This window comes from Pseudomonas sp. UM16, from assembly GCF_050312595.1.
In the GTDB taxonomy this organism is placed as follows: Bacteria; Pseudomonadota; Gammaproteobacteria; order Pseudomonadales; family Pseudomonadaceae; genus Aquipseudomonas.
The window spans coordinates 19,457-34,544 of the sequence record NZ_JBNPJT010000024.1 but is presented as its reverse complement, the minus strand read 5'-3'; the positions used below and the strand labels follow the sequence as shown (position 1 = coordinate 34,544).

Sequence of the window (15,088 nt, the reverse complement as noted above, 5' to 3'; positions counted from 1 at the left end):
TCAGTGGATGATCCAGCTCAGTACCCACAGCCCCAACACCAGCCAGATAATGCCAAGCACAATGGACGCACGCATAAAGGCGCGGATTGCCGAGTACAGCAGCATCAAGCCGATGATCAGGGCGATGATGCTGACTAACGAGGTGTCCATGCCCAGCGTGCGTGCCAAGCCGTCGATAAAGTTGCCACCGGCGTTGGTCAGCAGGTTGAATAGCCCGCTCAGGGCATCAACGATAAAGCGGATCAGCGCACCCAGTGCCTGGCCGAGCCACTCGAAAAAACCTTCTACATGCATAGTTGCTTCCTGATGATCGTATCGGCTCATTGGCCGTTGCCAAACCTTTGGCCATGCATTGGCCCGCTCGGTTCCCTGCCCATTGCCAGCGGCAGGGAGGCCTGATGCACATCTTAGCTCGCCCGCTCAGCTCAATGGCAAAACGCCTGAGAGGGCTATTGGCTGTGCTGCTGTTGTTGATGGCACTGCTGTGGGCCGCCGACCGCATTTGGCCCTTGCCGCTGCCGACCGATGACCTGGCGCGGGTGGTGCTGGCCGAGGACGGCACACCGCTGTGGCGATTCGCCGATGCCGAGGGGGTCTGGCGCTACCCGGTCAGCGCCGAACAGGTATCGCCCTATTATCTGCAGGCACTGTTGACCTACGAGGACCGCTGGTTCTACCAGCATCCAGGTGTCAACCCGCTGGCTCTGGGGCGTGCGGCGTGGCAAAACGTGCGTGACCAGCGCGTGGTCTCGGGGGGCAGTACGCTGTCGATGCAGGTGGCGCGGTTGCTCGATCCGCATTCACGCACCTTGCCCGGCAAGCTGCGCCAGTTGTGGCGCACGGCGCAATTGGAATGGCACCTGTCGAAGGCGCAGATTCTGGAGATCTACCTCAATCGCGCCCCATTTGGCGGCACCTTGCAGGGTGTGGCCGCAGCCAGCTGGGCGTATTTGGGCAAATCGCCGCAACACCTGACCCCGTCGGAAGCGGCCATGCTCGCGGTACTGCCCCAGGCACCAAGCCGCTTGCGTCCGGACCGGCACCCGGCGCGTGCGCAGGTGGCCCGCGACAAAGTACTCAAACGCCTGGCCGAGTTTCAGGTATGGCCGCAACAGCGAATCGATGAGGCCATGGAGGAGCCCTTGTTACTGGCGCCTCGCCAGGAGCCAGCGCTGGCTCCCTTGCTGGCGCGACGTTTGAATCGACCACACAGCCCACCGCTGATCCGCACTACCCTCGATGCTTCGCTGCAACGTCGCCTGGAAGACTTGTTGCTGGGCTGGCGAGCCCGGTTGCCTGAGCGAACCTCGGCCGCGATCCTGGTGGTGGAGGCGCAGACCATGGCGGTACGCGCTTACCTGGGGTCGGTTGACCTGAACGATGAACGACGGTTCGGCCATGTCGACATGATCACCGCCTTACGTTCCCCTGGATCGACGCTCAAACCGTTCCTCTATGGCATGGCCATGGACGATGGCCTGATTCATTCCGAATCCTTGCTGCAGGACGTGCCTAGACGCTATGGCGACTATCGACCCGGTAACTTCTCAATGGGGTTCAGCGGCCCGGTGGCCGCCAGCTCGGCGTTGGCGCTGTCGTTGAACCTGCCAGCGGTGCAGTTGCTAGAAGCCTACGGTCCCAAGCGCTTTGCCGCGCAAATGCGCATGGGCGGCGTGCCCCTGACTTTGCCACCGCTGGCCGAGCCAAACCTGTCGTTGATCCTCGGCGGTGCGGGCAGTCGCCTGGAAGACCTGGTGGCCGGCTACGGTGCGTTGTCGCGTGGTGGTATGAGTGCCCCGATGCGCTTGCAGCCGGACGCGCCATTGCTTGAGCGCCGTTTACTGTCGCCGGGTAGTGCCTGGATCATCCGGCGCATCCTCAGTGGCCAGGCGCGCCCGGACCGCGACCCGCATGCCGAATTGGTGCAGCGTCCGCAACTGGCCTGGAAAACCGGCACCAGCTATGGCTTTCGCGATGCCTGGTCGATCGGGGTCGGGCCGCGTTATCTGATTGGGATCTGGATCGGTCGACCGGATGGCACCCCGGTACCGGGGCAGTTTGGCCTGGCGTCGGCGGCACCGTTGATGCTTCAGGTTCACGACGTGCTGAGCAACCGCGACAGCCAACGTGGCATTGCCGTACCGGTGGCGGCGGTGCCTGCCAATGTCGGCGTGGCCGCGATCTGCTGGCCGTTGGGGCAACCGCTTGCCCGCCAGGACGACAATTGCCGTCGCCAGCGCTTTGCCTGGACGCTGGACGGCACCACACCGCCGACCTTGCAAGCGGCCGACCAGCCCTTGAGCGTCGGCTTGCGCGAAACAGTGTGGCTCAACACCCGCGGGCAACGGGTCGATACCAGTTGCCCGGGGGCCCAGGCCCGCGAGATCGCCTTGTGGCCGGCGCCGCTGGAGCCCTGGTTGCCGCGCGTGGAGCGGCGTCAGGCGCGCTTGCCCCAGGTTGATCCAGCCTGCCCACCCCAGGTCCCGGCGATTGCCCCGCCGTTGTCTATCGTCGGTGTGCGCCAAGGCGATCAACTGCGCCGACCGGCCACCAGCAGCGAGCCCTTGCGTCTTGAGGTGTCTGCGCTAGGTGGCAGTGGGCGGCGCTGGTGGTTCCTCAACGGTGTGCCACTGGGGGAATCGCTGGGGCAGGAACACTTGAGCGCCCGCTTCGAACAGAGCGGACGGATGGAACTGAGTGCCCTGGATGAAAGCGGGCAAACCGCACGGGTCGAGTTCCAGATCAATGACTAGGGGCTGGCGGCCCCTGGTATTGTAATTAGACGATCCTGCGGGCAACACCTACGCTTGAGACTGACGAGCGGACTGTCTTGGCTCTCTTGTACTTGTCGGGATCATGGAGCGTCCAATGCGTCCGTTGACCGTCGCGATTGTGAGTCTTGCCTGGGCAAGTGGGCTTAGCGCCGAACCGCTGCCAGGCTTTCTCAATAGCAATGACGTCGAACGCAGCCTGCCCGCGCCCAACCTGCCCGCCGATGTCTATCGCCCCAGTGCACCTGACCTGCAAGTGGCTGCGCCTGTCCCTCAGCCGCAAGCGTTTATGAGTAAACGAGTGCGCTTGCACAAGGTGCGCTTCGAGGGCGGCACCCTCTATCCATTGAGCGACCTGCGCGACAACTATCAGGACCTGATCAATCGCGAGGTCAGCCTGGCCGAGCTGAACGAAGCGACCCAACGCCTGACCCGACGTTATCAGCAGGATGGTTACCTGTTGTCCTACGCGTACTTGCCAGCGCAGGATTTTGCCGATGGGCGGGTACAGGTGGTGTTGGTCGAGGGCTATATTCGCGACTATGAACTGCAAGGCGATATTGGCCCGGCGTCAGCTTACTTAGACAAGCTGGCGACCCGACTCAAAACCGAGCGCCCGCTGACGCGCGAGACCTTGCAGCGCTATACCGGGTTGATGAGCCGAGTGCCCGGCGTCACCCTTCGCGCACAAGTGGAGGCGCCTGACAGCCATGACGGGGCGAGCAAGCTGATCGTCCAGGCCTCGCGCAAAGCTGTTTCCTCGACGCTAACCCTGAGCGATGGCAGTCGCGACGATCTTCAGGCGCTGCTGAGCGTCAGCAGCAACGCCCAGACGGCGCTGGCCGAACAGGTGAGTTTCAGTGCGTTATTGCCACCCGGCGATGACCATGAATACTACTACCGTCTGGACTATGCCCAGTACCTGGACAGCCAAGGTAGCCAGCTCAACCTGTCAGCCTCGCAGTATCGTAGTGAGCCGCGTGCGCGGGTGCGTCTGAACAATGGCATCGACCTCAAGCAACGCCGCGAGAACGACCGTTACTCGGTTGGCCTCAGTCAGGTCCTGATTGGCGCGCCCGACGAGTGGCTGAGCGCTGGTGGGCGCCTGTATGCGGTGAACGACGACACCGATTATCACGCCGTCGATGTACCCCTGAGGATCAGCAGCCGTACCGATGTACGTGCGTTGGCGTTCGAAGGTGACTGGCGCAAGGCCGATCCGCGACAGCTGCGTATTCTCAGTGTCGGTGCCTACCAGGGCATGGACTATCTTGGGGCGAATACCACAGGTGATATCGATCTCGATTTTCTGCGCCTGCGTGTCTCCGGGTTGCAGAGTGATCGCTTCTTCGATCACTGGCAGGGTGTGGTTTCGGCAGCGTTGTTCTGGACCAACGACAGCCTGCCTGACAGCGAGCGCGCCGTATTTGGTGGGCAGACGTTCGGGCGTGGTTATCCCAGCGATCAAGCTTCAGGCGACAAGGGCTGGGGTGCGGCGTATGAACTGAACTACAGCTTCAAACGTGACAGCGGCTGGCTCAGGCAGGTTCAGCCCTATGTTGTGGTGGATGCTTCGCGAAGCTGGTTCAACGAACTGGAAATACGTGACTCACGCTTGTCTTCAGCGGCGCTGGGGCTGCGCCTTGGCGATGCCCGCTCTTACAACATCTCCATGGAGGCGGCCAAGCCGATGTCGGACATCGCTCTGGACAGCCTCAATAGGCAGCCACGTTTCACCGTGAGTTTCAGCTGTCAGCTGTAGCAGCGGTGGTCAGTTAATCAGGTGCAAGCGGGGCTTGGGGAACAGGTTATCCAGGGTCTCCAGCAGGCGGGTGTGATAGATCGGCTTGCGAAACAGGTCCAGCACCTGCAGGCGCAGCAAGTCACTGATGTCGTCCATGTCGGCATGGCCGGAGGTGACAATCACCGGCAACTGCTGGCGCGCAGTGTGCTCGCGCAGGCGCTTGATCAGGGAAATGCCACTTTCTTCCGGCATGCGCAAGTCGGTAATCACCAGAGCCACATCCGGGTGGCGGGTGAGCTGCTGCAGGGCGAGTTTGACCGAGGTGGCGGTGTAGCAACAGAAGCCTTCGCCCTCAAGCAGTTCGGCCAGTTCCAGCAAGGCGTCCTCTTCATCATCCACGAGGAGAATCTGTTGACGCTGGGAAGAGGTTGGCATGGTGTTACACCGTTAGAGTTCAAAGGTCAGGCCGTAAAGCCCATAAAGCTAGTCAGTCTTTAAGTGCCACTACCGCCACCAGTAGAAGCAGTAGCACTGCCAGTTTTCCCCGCATTTTCCATGGAGGTTTGCACCTTTTCGAAAATCGAGGTGACGTTGGTGGAAATGGGCTCGATAAAGGTGGTCAACACCGCCGCCACCATTGCCGCCGCAATGGCGTACTCGATACCTGAGGCCCCGTCCTTGCGGTAGAAGAATTCTTTGCAACGCTTGAGCATTCGGCACAGACGCATGGCATTTCTCCTAGCGCACAAGGCGCAGATGGCTGGGGATTTATTCGATGATTCCCCTTTGCCATCACAGCATCGTCAAACGCCGGAAATCCAGCAAATGTAAGAAGGCATTAATGCGAAAGTGATAGTGCCTTTTTGACGTCACTCACCTGCTGTTTTAACGGAGTGTTGGCACTGCTTATTTTGAGTTCACAGCCGTTGACGGTGCTGGCGAAAGAGGCGGCCGTCGTCCGCGTCGCAAAGGCCCCGTCGGCAACGATGCTATTGCGCCGTCATCCGCAGATGCAGCGGCGATCTGCTCGGTGACATCGCCAGCGCCAATTGCGTGCGGTTGTGCATGTGGGTCAGGCGTAATACCTGGGAGACATAGAGTTTGACGGTGTTTTCAGTGATGCCTAATTCGCAGGCGATCTGGTAATTAGTCTTGCCTTTACTGACCAGGCGCGCGACTTCCAGCTGACGCGGTGACAGTTGCTCGAAAAGGCTTGGCAGGCTTTCGCCCTCTGCTTCATTCTCGACGTCGGTGGCTCGACGATGCGCGCCCAGGCCGCGGGCTTTGTCCAGGTCCTGATACAGGTCATCGATCGAGTCGGCCAGGTACTGCAGCTTCTGGTTCAAACTACCCAGTTGCTGGAATTCTTTCTGCCGCGTTTGCAACGCCGCGTCTTGGCGCTGAACGCCTTCGAGCAGTTCGTTCAGGTCTACGGGTTTCTGGTAGTAATCGGCAAAGCCTTCGCGCAAGGCTTTGATCACATCCTGCTTGTCGGCTTGGCCGGTGAGCATGATGGCTTCGAAAATCCGCTGATGCCCGGCGATAACTTTCAGCGCCTTGAGTAACTCGATGCCATCGCAGCCGGGCATGTGCAGGTCGCACAGCACCAGGCCAATGCCAGGATCAGCAGCAAAGCACTCGAGCGCCTGATCAGTGGACTGACAGGGTACACAACAGTAGCCGTAGTTTTGCAGAAACTCGCACAGCTCTGCGACGGTCAAGGGCTGGCCATCGACCACCAATACCTTTACTGCACTGACGGGCTTGTTCACACGCTACTCCCTGCTAAGAAGCTCCTCTGTCCCAGAGCTTGGGGCCTTGCGATCGGCCGCGGACTCTGTAGAAAGTAGTCGCACTTTACGACTATGTAAAAGCGATACGTGGCGCAGGTAGGGGGCTGGGCGACTAGTGGATCCACACGCTGGCCAGTACAAAACCGGCCAATATGAAAGGTGCGAAGGGTTGTTTATTTGACGTTTCTTCGGTCAGTTGCTTGATGCGGTTCTTAACCTTTTGACTTAACAGTGACCAAAGCCAGCGTCGACTGGATAGCCAGATCAGTACTGCTATCCCGGCCCCGATAAAGGTGCCCAGCACATACATGCGATCGGTCGCCAGTGCCAGGGCGCCAAGCAACTTCACGTCACCGGCGCCGAAGCGACCGAGCATATAGCCGGGCAAGGTCAGGAGCATGACGATGGCCAGTGCCCAGCCGCCTTCGCTGGCGTCGGCACCGATCCAGGTGTGCCCGGTCATGAACAGATAGCTCAGTGCGCAGGCTGCTGCGCCGAGGGTCAGGGTGTTGGCGATCTGGCGCTCACGCATGTCTTGTTCCGCGCACAAGGCAAGCCACAACAGCAGGACAACGCTTTGCATTGGCGAAATGCATCCCTTTGTGGTGAATGATTCTATGCTGTCAGTCAGGTGTCACTGTCAGGGTAGACGCGATCATGAAAGCAAGCGCGGTCAGACGGCAAAAAGGCGCAGTGGCGCTGGAGAGTCTAGGGCGCAATCAGCAGGGCGTAGTCACGGCGATGGCGTTGTCCCTCTAGCGGGTGGGTAGTTGGACAAGGCGCTGCTCACGGTGTTGTAGATCGCACTGCTGCGTTCTTCCGGGCTTGGCGGGTAGTTGTTCATGATTTGTTCGGCACTGCCACGCCACACCAGCTTGCCATCTTTGCTGTCGAACATATCGATCTGGATGGTCGCCACCTTGTAGTCAACGCTGCGGGTTTCGTTGTACATCGGCCCACCCCAGTATCCGTTCCAGTACCCGTTCCAGGCGCCGCCGTAATGGGTGGTTATCTGTTGCTGGCGTTGCTCGACGATCAGGTAGGACTGCACTTTCAGATCGCCCTGGCTATTGCCTTGAGCCGGGTGCAAACCACGCTGATCAAGCTGACCTGTCACTGCCTGGCGGATGCGTTGTTCAGTCAGGTCGCTCTTGATCCGCGGATCGTCAGGACGGTACTGCAACGCCGGTTCTTGCCACACCCAACTGCGATAGGCGGCAAAATCGCGGCTGGAATCGAAATCCACAGTTGTATTGTTGCTCTGGCAGGCGCCGAGCAACATCACTAACGAGAGTAAAGCAAGACGGCACAACATGGTGGATCTCCAATTGCCTTTAGCTGGGAGGATAGCCGCTGAGGGCTTTGTTCACTGATTCGCGTAAAGCCTCTGCGCGTTCGCCCTGGGAGCCCTGGCTGCTGGTCTCGGCGCTGCTGCTCCAGACCGCTTGACCGTCGCGGGCGTCATACAGATCGACGTAGACCACCACCACTTCAACTTCATAGGTGCGCACCAACGGAACGCTGGCAGCCACCCCGTAACCGTTGTAGTAGCGGCCAGCACCGACGTAACCACCATAAGGGTAACCATAGGGATAGCTATCGTAGGGGTAATAGTCTTCACGCACTTGGCGCAGACGGCGCTCCAGTTGCACGTTGGCACTGACCAGCAGATCGCCGGCCTGGCCATTGCGTGCCGGACGTAAACCTTGTTGGTCCAGGGCATTGCTGACCGCGTCGGCGATTTGCCCAGGCTCTGCCAGGGCCGTGCCGGGCGGCAACTGACCGTTCTGCCAGGCCCAACTGCGGTAGCGGCCAAAATCCCGTGGCGGGGCAGGGTAGGCGCTGGCATCGAAGGTGGTGGCCGCCTGCGGCGGCGCCGGTGGCAGCGGCAGGGAACTGGCGACATAAGGGTTGCTGCTCTGGCAGCCTGCCAGGGCGAGGACAAGCAGGCCCACAGCCAAACGATGCGACATGTCACCCTCCCGGCGTGATTCAGCGTGGTCGACAGAGCCAGTGCAGGTAACGTCCCAGCCCGGCAAAGGCGGGATGGCGTCGATGGGCCAGTTCCATTTCCAGCAGGTCGAGCAACTCGGCCTTGGCCTGGAACTCGTTGGGCATGTAGTCGTGAAATACCCGGACACCGCTTTCTGTTTCGACCTGCCACAGATCTTCAAGTTGCACCCTGAGCGTGCGTGGATCAAGTGGTTTTTGCGGGGTCAGGCTCTGCTTTTCGCCGGCCATGTCATCGCGTCGCAGTTTGCGGAAATGGCCCTTGAGCAAATTGCGATAGACCAGGGCGTCGCGGTTGTAGAACGCCAGTGACAGCAAGCCATCACTGCGGGTCAGTTGGTGCAAGACCGGCAAAATGGTTTCAGGCTCGGCCAACCATTCCAGTACCGCATGGCACAGTACCAGGTCGTAGGGTTCTGTTAGTTGCCCGAGCAGTTCCTGCCAGGGCGCCTGGATGAACGTCGCCGGTTGGCCAGCTTCGGCAAAGCGCGTGCGAGCGCCTTCAAGCATTGGTGCGGCGGGCTCGGCCAGTGTCACCTGATGACCGCGCTCAGCCAGCCACAGGGCCATATGACCCAGGCCCGCACCAATATCCAATACGCGCAAAGGGCGGTCGGGCAGGGCTTCGGCCAGGTCAGCCTGGAGCACCGCCAGGCGGATTGCGCCTTTGGCACCGCCGTAGATTTTCTCGGCAAAGCGTGTGGCCAGGGCATCGAAATGGCGGTCTTTCATCGTGCAAAGCGCCGTTCACTGTCGGCCAGTTTGGCCCGCACCACTTGATCCATGTCCAGACCCAATTCACTGCACAGCAACAACAGGTACAACACTATATCGCCGACCTCCTGGCCGGCATGCTCCAGTTGTTCAGGTGACAGTTGACGCGACTGGTCTTCACTCAGCCACTGGAAAATTTCGACCAGTTCAGCCATCTCGACACTGGCGGCCATGGCCAGGTTTTTCGGGCTGTGAAAACCGCGCCAATCGTTGGTGTCGCGGATACGGTGCAAGCGTTGCGTCAGTTCGTGCAGGTTCATCAAAACTCTCCTCAAGCCGTATAGCTTCAGGCGGACGACTGCGCAACGCAAGAGGGCTGTTTCACGCCAGGGTTTGCCAGGCTCCGCGCATGTGCGCCAGATCGCCATGGCCGTCCAGGCGCAGTTGCCCCTGGTCGGCAGGGAGGCTCGCATTGAGGATCACTTCGCTGGGCAGGCGCACGGGTTTGAGAAAGTCCACCTCGACCTGGTAGCCACTGACCGGCAGGTGAGTGCGCAGGGCTGCCAAGGTCATGGCCTTGCTCCACATGCCATGGGCAATGGCGGTGGGGAAGCCGAACAGCTTGGCGCTGGCAGCGCTAAGATGGATCGGGTTGTAGTCGCCGCACACCTTGGCATAACGGCGACCAATGTCGCTGTCAGCGTACCAGCGGGTCAACTCGTCCAGAGGCTCACTGGCAGGCTCTTCGCTGGCCACTGGTTCTGCGTCCAGTTTCATCGCGCGACACAGCATGCGGCTGGTTTCGGACCAGATTAGGCCGATGCCATCTTCAGCTTCAGTGACCAGATCGCAAGTAGCGCCTTTTTCATGCGCTTGCAGGTTATCCACATGTACGCTAAACCGCAGGCGGCTGATACCGCCGAGCGGACGCAGTACGCGGATGCTGTTGTGCAGATGCACCAGGCCAAGCAAAGGGAACGGGAACGCCTTGTCGGTAAGTACCTGCATTTGTAAGGCGAAGGCCATCACGTGGGGGAAGGTGGGTGGCAAGCGTCCATCGTCACTGAAGTGACAAAGCTTGCGATAGGCCTCAAGGCGCTGCTGTTGGACCTCCAGATAACAACGCAACCCCGTGTCAGGCAAACTGCTGCCGCTGATCTTGCGCTTGCGGGCGGCGCGCAAATAAAGGTGAGAAAGTGAGTCGGTGCTGCTCAGGTCCTGCCACTGTCGAGTCATGTTCAAGCCCCCATCACGGCCTGGCCGCAGACGCGCAGCACTTGGCCATTGACCGCACCGCTGCCGGGTTGGACCAGCCAGGCGATGGCTTCGGCGACATCTTGGGGCAGGCCACCCTGGCCGAGCGAACTCATGCGCCGCCCGGCTTCGCGCAGGGCAAAGGGAATGGCGGCGGTCATGCGGGTTTCGATAAAACCAGGCGCTACAGCGTTGATACTGGCGCCGCGTGGCGAAAGCTTTGGTGCCCAGGCCTGGGCCAGGCCGATCAGCCCTGCTTTGCTGGCGGCGTAGTTGGATTGGCCGCGGTTGCCGGCAATTCCGCTGATTGAGGCCAGCAGTACCACGCGCGCGTTGTCATGCAGAGCGCCGCTGTCGAACAAGGCCTGGGTCAGCACTTGCGGGGCCTTGAGATTGACCGCCAGTACCGAGTCCCAGAATTCTGGGGTCATGTTGGCCAGGGTTTTATCGCGGGTGATGCCAGCGTTGTGGACAACAATATCGATGCCTTCAGGAAGCCCTTCGAGCAGTTGTGCGGCAGCATCGGCCGCGCAAATGTCCAGCGTCAGGCTGCGTCCTCCCAGGCGCGCGGCCAGCGCCTCTAAGTCACTCTTGGCCTGAGGCACGTCGAGCAGGATGACATCGGCACCATCGCGGGCCAGGGTTTCGGCAATCGCTGCACCGATACCCCGGGCGGCGCCGGTAACCAGAGCCTTGCGCCCTGCCAATGGCCGGGTCCAGTCCTGCACCTGAGTGCTACAGGCCTCCAGGCGCAGAACCTGGCCGGAAATAAAGGCGCTCTTGGGCGAGAGGAAAAAGCGCAAGGCCCCTTCAAGCTGGTCTTCGGCGGCATCGCTGACATACAGTAACTGCAAGGTGCCACCAGCACGCAGCTCTTTGGCCAGTGAGCGACTGAAACCTTCCAGGGCACGCTGGACGACCTGAGCCAGTGGGTCATCGAGTTGTTCCGGCGCACGGCCGAGAATCACGATGTGCGCGCTGGGCGCCAGGCTGCGAAGCAGTGGCTGGAAAAATTCGCGCAATTGCTTGAGCTGATCAATGTCATCCAGTTCGCTGGCATCGAAGACCACCGCCTTGAGCTTGGTACCCAGCCCTGCGACCCACTCAGTAGCGCTCAGATCGGGGCTGGCGAAGCTGTAGACATCATCGGTAAGGCGCTTGGCAAACGCCTCGACCTTGTTCGCCAGAGGGCCGCCGCCCAGCAGCAGGGCGCCTTCGATCGGCCGCAGGCGACCGGCCTGCCAACGTTCCAGGCGCGCAGGGCTGGGCAAGCCGACGGCGCCGACCAGACGGCGGCCAAGGTCGGAGTTAGCGAAGTCGATATAGCGGTCGCTCATGTGCGGCTCTCCCTGAAATAAGCTTCAAAGTGTGGACCATCTTTGGCCGTTGGTCGTTCGAACCCTGAAAAAACACCTACGCTGTGGGGGAGTAACGCTCCTGTGCCGATCTGTGGGGGCTGGCTCTCACAGTAAAGCAGCCAGCACAGAGTGCGCTTTGACATTGGACGATGTGCTAGAAAAAAGAAGAGGAGGGTACGCATGCGCTCATTGCGCCGAGTCGCGATCATTGGCGGCAACCGAATTCCTTTCGCTCGTTCCAACGGTGCCTATGCCACTGCCAGTAATCAGGCGATGCTCACGGCGGCGCTGGAAGGGCTAATCGAACGTTTCGGCCTGCATGGCCTGCAGCTGGGCGAGGTCGTTGCCGGCGCTGTGCTCAAGCACGCTCGGGACATGAACCTGACGCGCGAATGCGTGCTGGGCTCTCGCCTGTCGGCACAAACGCCGGCCTACGACCTGCAGCAGGCCTGCGGCACCGGGTTGGAGGCGGCGCTGCTGGTGGCCAACAAGATTGCCTTGGGCCAGATTGACAGCGGTATAGCCGGTGGTGTCGATACCACCTCCGATGCGCCCATTGCCGTTAATGAAGGCTTGCGCCGAATGCTGCTGCAGGCTAATCGCGCCAAGACCATGGCCGACAAACTCAAGGTATTTCTCAAGCTAAGACCGGGCCATCTGAAACCAGAGCTACCGCGAAATGGCGAGCCACGCACAGGCTTGTCCATGGGCCAGCATTGTGAACTGATGGCGCAGACCTGGCAGATTCCTCGCCAGGCGCAGGACGAGTTGGCCTTGCTCAGTCACCAGCATATGGCGGCTGCCTATGACGACGGTTGGCATGACGATCTGTTGACGCCCTTCCTTGGGTTGAGCCGCGACAACAACTTACGTGCGGACCTGACACTCGAGAAGCTCGCCAGCCTCAAACCTGCCTTCGAGCGTAGCGACAAGGGCACCTTGACGGCGGGTAACTCGACGCCGCTGACCGATGGCGCTTCGGTGGTATTGCTGGGCAGTGAAGACTGGGCCCGCGAGCACGATCTGCAGGTGCTGGCCTATCTGGTCGATGGCGAAACGGCGGCCGTGGACTTCGTCAAAGGCCAGGAAGGGCTGTTGATGGCGCCGGCCTACGCGGTACCGCGCTTGCTGGCACGCAATGGCCTGCGCCTGCAGGACTTTGACTACTACGAAATCCATGAAGCCTTCGCCGCCCAGGTACTGTGCACCCTCAAGGCCTGGGAAGACCTCGACTACTGTCAGCATCGCCTGGGGCTGGCTGAGCCGCTGGGCGCGATCGACCGCAGCAAACTCAACGTCAAGGGCAGTTCGTTGGCGGCCGGACATCCGTTTGCAGCCACTGGTGGGCGTATCCTGGCCCATATGGCCAAGCTGTTGGCCACGGCCGGCAAGGGCCGCGGCCTGATCTCGATTTGCGCCGCTGGTGGTCAGGGCGTGACAGCCATCATTGAGCGCTGACCAGCGACGCTGTTGTGAGTGGGGCCGGGCGATCGGCATAGTGCTCGGCCATGATTGAGCAGACGATCAACTGCAGCGGGTGATAGATCATGATCGGCAGCAAGATCAAGCCCAGCCCAGGATGCGCACCGAAGATCAACGCGGCCATCGGTGCACCGGCGGCCAAGGATTTCTTGCTGGCGCAGAACACCGCTGCCACTTCGTCAGCCGGACTCAAACGCAGGGCCCGGGCGCTGCGAGTGGTCAGCCAGAGCACTAGCGCCAGCAGCAGCGCACTGCCGACAAAGGCGGTAATCAATACCGCGCGACCTTGCTGCTGCCACATGCCCGAGACCATCGAGTTGCAGAACGCGGCGTAGACCAATAGCAGGATCACCAGCTTGTCGACGATGTTTGTGTAGCGCTTGTGTCGGGCGAAAAAACGACCCAGCCAAGGGCGCAGCAATTGGCCCAGGACCAGCGGCAGCAGCAGTAAGGTGCACAGGTCTAGCAGCGTTGCGCCCAGTTCGATGCCATTGCTGCCGGTGCCGACCACCAGGCTGACCAGCCACGGAGTCAGGAAAATCCCGAGGACACTGGACAGGCTGGCATTGAGGATCGCTGCCGGAACATTGCCGCCAGCGCTACCGGTCAGCGCCACAGATGAGGAGATGGTCGACGGCAGAGCGCACAAATAGAAAAAGCCCAGCATCAACAGTGCGGGAAGGTGACTGCCCAATAGTGTGTCCGCCAACCACCAGAGCAGCGGGAAGACGATAAAGGTAAAGCCCTGCACCATCAGGTGCAGGCGGCCATTCTTCAGCCCCTGGCCAATCTGCTCGCCGGACAGGTTGACGCCGTGCAGGAAGAACACCAGGAAGACGCCGACATTGATGACATACTCGGCGTGCATCGCTCCGCCACTGCGGCCAACGTTGGGGAACAACCAGGCCAGAAAGGTGGCAACGAACATACCGCAGAGGAACCAGTCGGTTACCACGCGTTTGAGGTACTTGAGCGCATGCATGGGCGGGCCTTCGAATCATTTTGTATTCATTGAGCGCAAAGGCTACGCTCGGCGAATGATTGCCGTCTTGCGACATAAGGCCAAGTGATGCCGATTAACGGACAACAACCTGCTCCTCGTCCAATTCCTGTACTTGAACGATTGCCCCGGGCGCTGTATGCGCGGGCGGAAAGCTTAGGCGCGGGGTCCTGGACGCCACGTCATCAGCATGACTGGGTGCAGTTTTCCTATGCGATCAGTGGAGTGCTGGGTGTCTATACCGCTGAGGGTAGCTACTTCGCCCCACCGCAGTGGGGCGTATGGATTCCGGCTGGGGTCGAACACGAAGTGGTGACTTCCATGCAGGCCGAGATGCGCAGTGTGTATGTGCGCCGAGAGGAGGCCAGTTGGGCGCCGGGGCATTGTCGGGTGCTGGAAGTCACGCCGCTGGCGCGCGAGTTGATCAAGCAGTTTTGTTTGTTGCCGGTGGACTATGCCGAAGGCAACAGCGCCGAAGCGCGGCTGGTGGCGGTTTTGCTCGATCAGTTGCAGGTGTTGCCGGAGGTGGGTTTCTCCTTGCCTTTGCCCCAGCATCCGCGCTTGTTGGAACTGTGCAATGAACTGCTCGCGCACCCGGAACAAGGACACACCCTGGGGCAGTGGGCGCAGCGCTTGAATACCTCGGAAAAAACCCTGATGCGTTTGTTCCAGCGCGAAACCGGTTTGAGCTTCCGCGGTTGGCGTCAGCGCATGCGCCTGTTGTCTTCGCTGACGGCTCTTGAGGCCGGGCAGAGCGTTACCGAGGCTGCGTTGGGCTGTGGTTACGATTCGACCTCGGCCTATATCGCCGCTTTTAAAGGCATGTTTGGCTTCACTCCCGGAGGCTTGTGCCTGTGAGTGGCAAAGAAATCTGAAGATTTTTGTGAACGATTGTGCACCGACAGATACAAAAACTATGGCAAGTCGAACGGTTTGTCGTTACAACGCAGTGCGGTCTTGCT

Annotated in this window: 16 protein-coding genes; 4 read left to right on the top strand and 12 right to left on the bottom strand. The window is 60.6% G+C overall.

Annotated features, from left to right (window positions below; translation table 11 throughout):
* A complete protein-coding gene (locus ACQRAX_RS23015; protein ID WP_045182322.1) occupies positions 1 to 294 on the bottom strand; it encodes a hypothetical protein in 294 nt (97 codons plus the stop codon).
* A 104-nt stretch (positions 295 to 398) separates the two neighbouring features.
* On the opposite strand from ACQRAX_RS23015, the gene pbpC reads away from it, so the two are divergent.
* Positions 399 to 2,753: a peptidoglycan glycosyltransferase PbpC gene (pbpC, locus tag ACQRAX_RS23010; protein ID WP_412041412.1), complete on the top strand. Its 2,355-nt coding sequence runs from the start codon at positions 399 to 401 to the stop codon at positions 2,751 to 2,753.
* 115 nt (positions 2,754 to 2,868) lie between these two features.
* Positions 2,869 to 4,533 (top strand): ShlB/FhaC/HecB family hemolysin secretion/activation protein, encoded by a 1,665-nt coding sequence (locus ACQRAX_RS23005; RefSeq protein WP_412041411.1) that lies wholly within the window; start codon positions 2,869 to 2,871, stop codon positions 4,531 to 4,533.
* A 9-nt stretch (positions 4,534 to 4,542) separates the two neighbouring features.
* Here ACQRAX_RS23005 and ACQRAX_RS23000 read toward each other — a convergent pair whose 3' ends face one another.
* From ACQRAX_RS23000 to ACQRAX_RS22955, 10 genes are all read right to left on the bottom strand, one after another.
* Positions 4,543 to 4,950, bottom strand: coding sequence for a response regulator (locus tag ACQRAX_RS23000; RefSeq protein WP_412041410.1), 408 nt, complete (start codon positions 4,948 to 4,950; stop codon positions 4,543 to 4,545).
* A 59-nt stretch (positions 4,951 to 5,009) separates the two neighbouring features.
* Positions 5,010 to 5,243 (bottom strand): Flp family type IVb pilin, encoded by a 234-nt coding sequence (locus ACQRAX_RS22995; RefSeq protein WP_412041409.1) that lies wholly within the window; start codon positions 5,241 to 5,243, stop codon positions 5,010 to 5,012.
* A gap of 261 nt (positions 5,244 to 5,504) precedes the next feature.
* Complete coding sequence (locus tag ACQRAX_RS22990; RefSeq protein WP_412041408.1) at positions 5,505 to 6,287, bottom strand: response regulator transcription factor; 783 nt, start codon at positions 6,285 to 6,287, stop codon at positions 5,505 to 5,507.
* Positions 6,288 to 6,420: 133 nt separating this feature from the next.
* Entirely contained in the window at positions 6,421 to 6,891 is a 471-nt protein-coding gene (locus ACQRAX_RS22985; RefSeq protein ID WP_412041407.1) for an A24 family peptidase, read from the bottom strand.
* A gap of 150 nt (positions 6,892 to 7,041) precedes the next feature.
* Complete coding sequence (locus tag ACQRAX_RS22980; protein WP_412041406.1) at positions 7,042 to 7,623, bottom strand: DUF4136 domain-containing protein; 582 nt, start codon at positions 7,621 to 7,623, stop codon at positions 7,042 to 7,044.
* A 19-nt stretch (positions 7,624 to 7,642) separates the two neighbouring features.
* Positions 7,643 to 8,281 (bottom strand): DUF4136 domain-containing protein, encoded by a 639-nt coding sequence (locus ACQRAX_RS22975; protein WP_412041405.1) that lies wholly within the window; start codon positions 8,279 to 8,281, stop codon positions 7,643 to 7,645.
* A gap of 19 nt (positions 8,282 to 8,300) precedes the next feature.
* Positions 8,301 to 9,050 carry a methyltransferase domain-containing protein gene (locus ACQRAX_RS22970; RefSeq protein ID WP_412041404.1) on the bottom strand — a complete coding sequence of 250 codons (750 nt, stop codon included), beginning with the start codon at positions 9,048 to 9,050 and terminating at the stop codon, positions 8,301 to 8,303.
* Positions 9,047 to 9,352 carry a MazG-like family protein gene (locus ACQRAX_RS22965; RefSeq protein ID WP_412041403.1) on the bottom strand — a complete coding sequence of 102 codons (306 nt, stop codon included), beginning with the start codon at positions 9,350 to 9,352 and terminating at the stop codon, positions 9,047 to 9,049. The genes ACQRAX_RS22970 and ACQRAX_RS22965 overlap by 4 nt, the downstream gene beginning before the upstream one ends.
* Positions 9,353 to 9,413: 61 nt before the next feature.
* The gene (locus tag ACQRAX_RS22960) at positions 9,414 to 10,268 is read right to left on the bottom strand and encodes a MaoC family dehydratase (protein ID WP_412041402.1); all 855 of its coding nucleotides are present in this window, start codon (positions 10,266 to 10,268) and stop codon (positions 9,414 to 9,416) included.
* Between the two features lie 2 nt (positions 10,269 to 10,270).
* A complete protein-coding gene (locus ACQRAX_RS22955) occupies positions 10,271 to 11,623 on the bottom strand; it encodes a 3-oxoacyl-ACP reductase (RefSeq protein ID WP_412041401.1) in 1,353 nt (450 codons plus the stop codon).
* A 201-nt stretch (positions 11,624 to 11,824) separates the two neighbouring features.
* Here ACQRAX_RS22955 and ACQRAX_RS22950 point away from each other — a divergent pair, with 201 nt between their 5' ends.
* Positions 11,825 to 13,102 carry an acetyl-CoA C-acetyltransferase gene (locus ACQRAX_RS22950; RefSeq protein ID WP_412041400.1) on the top strand — a complete coding sequence of 426 codons (1,278 nt, stop codon included), beginning with the start codon at positions 11,825 to 11,827 and terminating at the stop codon, positions 13,100 to 13,102.
* On the opposite strand, the gene ACQRAX_RS22945 is transcribed toward ACQRAX_RS22950, so the two are convergent.
* On the bottom strand, positions 13,089 to 14,108 hold the full coding sequence (locus ACQRAX_RS22945) for a bile acid:sodium symporter family protein (protein WP_412041399.1): 1,020 nt from the start codon (positions 14,106 to 14,108) through the stop codon (positions 13,089 to 13,091). The genes ACQRAX_RS22950 and ACQRAX_RS22945 overlap by 14 nt on opposite strands.
* Before the next feature lie 87 nt (positions 14,109 to 14,195).
* On the opposite strand from ACQRAX_RS22945, the gene ACQRAX_RS22940 reads away from it, so the two are divergent.
* Positions 14,196 to 14,984 (top strand): AraC family transcriptional regulator, encoded by a 789-nt coding sequence (locus ACQRAX_RS22940; RefSeq protein ID WP_412041398.1) that lies wholly within the window; start codon positions 14,196 to 14,198, stop codon positions 14,982 to 14,984.
* Positions 14,985 to 15,088: the final 104 nt, after the last annotated feature.

Coding starts and splice junctions, on each gene's coding strand:
- ACQRAX_RS23000 (WP_412041410.1), bottom strand. CDS start 4,950: ATGCCAACCTCTTCCCAGCGTCAACAGATTCTCCTCGTGGATGATGAA.
- ACQRAX_RS22995 (WP_412041409.1), bottom strand. CDS start 5,243: ATGCGTCTGTGCCGAATGCTCAAGCGTTGCAAAGAATTCTTCTACCGC.
- ACQRAX_RS22970 (WP_412041404.1), bottom strand. CDS start 9,050: ATGAAAGACCGCCATTTCGATGCCCTGGCCACACGCTTTGCCGAGAAA.
- ACQRAX_RS22955 (WP_412041401.1), bottom strand. CDS start 11,623: ATGAGCGACCGCTATATCGACTTCGCTAACTCCGACCTTGGCCGCCGT.
- ACQRAX_RS22965 (WP_412041403.1), bottom strand. CDS start 9,352: ATGAACCTGCACGAACTGACGCAACGCTTGCACCGTATCCGCGACACC.
- ACQRAX_RS22980 (WP_412041406.1), bottom strand. CDS start 7,623: ATGTTGTGCCGTCTTGCTTTACTCTCGTTAGTGATGTTGCTCGGCGCC.
- ACQRAX_RS22940 (WP_412041398.1), top strand. CDS start 14,196: ATGCCGATTAACGGACAACAACCTGCTCCTCGTCCAATTCCTGTACTT.
- ACQRAX_RS23005 (WP_412041411.1), top strand. CDS start 2,869: ATGCGTCCGTTGACCGTCGCGATTGTGAGTCTTGCCTGGGCAAGTGGG.
- ACQRAX_RS22960 (WP_412041402.1), bottom strand. CDS start 10,268: ATGACTCGACAGTGGCAGGACCTGAGCAGCACCGACTCACTTTCTCAC.
- ACQRAX_RS22945 (WP_412041399.1), bottom strand. CDS start 14,108: ATGCATGCGCTCAAGTACCTCAAACGCGTGGTAACCGACTGGTTCCTC.
- ACQRAX_RS22950 (WP_412041400.1), top strand. CDS start 11,825: ATGCGCTCATTGCGCCGAGTCGCGATCATTGGCGGCAACCGAATTCCT.
- ACQRAX_RS22985 (WP_412041407.1), bottom strand. CDS start 6,891: ATGCAAAGCGTTGTCCTGCTGTTGTGGCTTGCCTTGTGCGCGGAACAA.
- pbpC (WP_412041412.1), top strand. CDS start 399: ATGCACATCTTAGCTCGCCCGCTCAGCTCAATGGCAAAACGCCTGAGA.
- ACQRAX_RS23015 (WP_045182322.1), bottom strand. CDS start 294: ATGCATGTAGAAGGTTTTTTCGAGTGGCTCGGCCAGGCACTGGGTGCG.
- ACQRAX_RS22975 (WP_412041405.1), bottom strand. CDS start 8,281: ATGTCGCATCGTTTGGCTGTGGGCCTGCTTGTCCTCGCCCTGGCAGGC.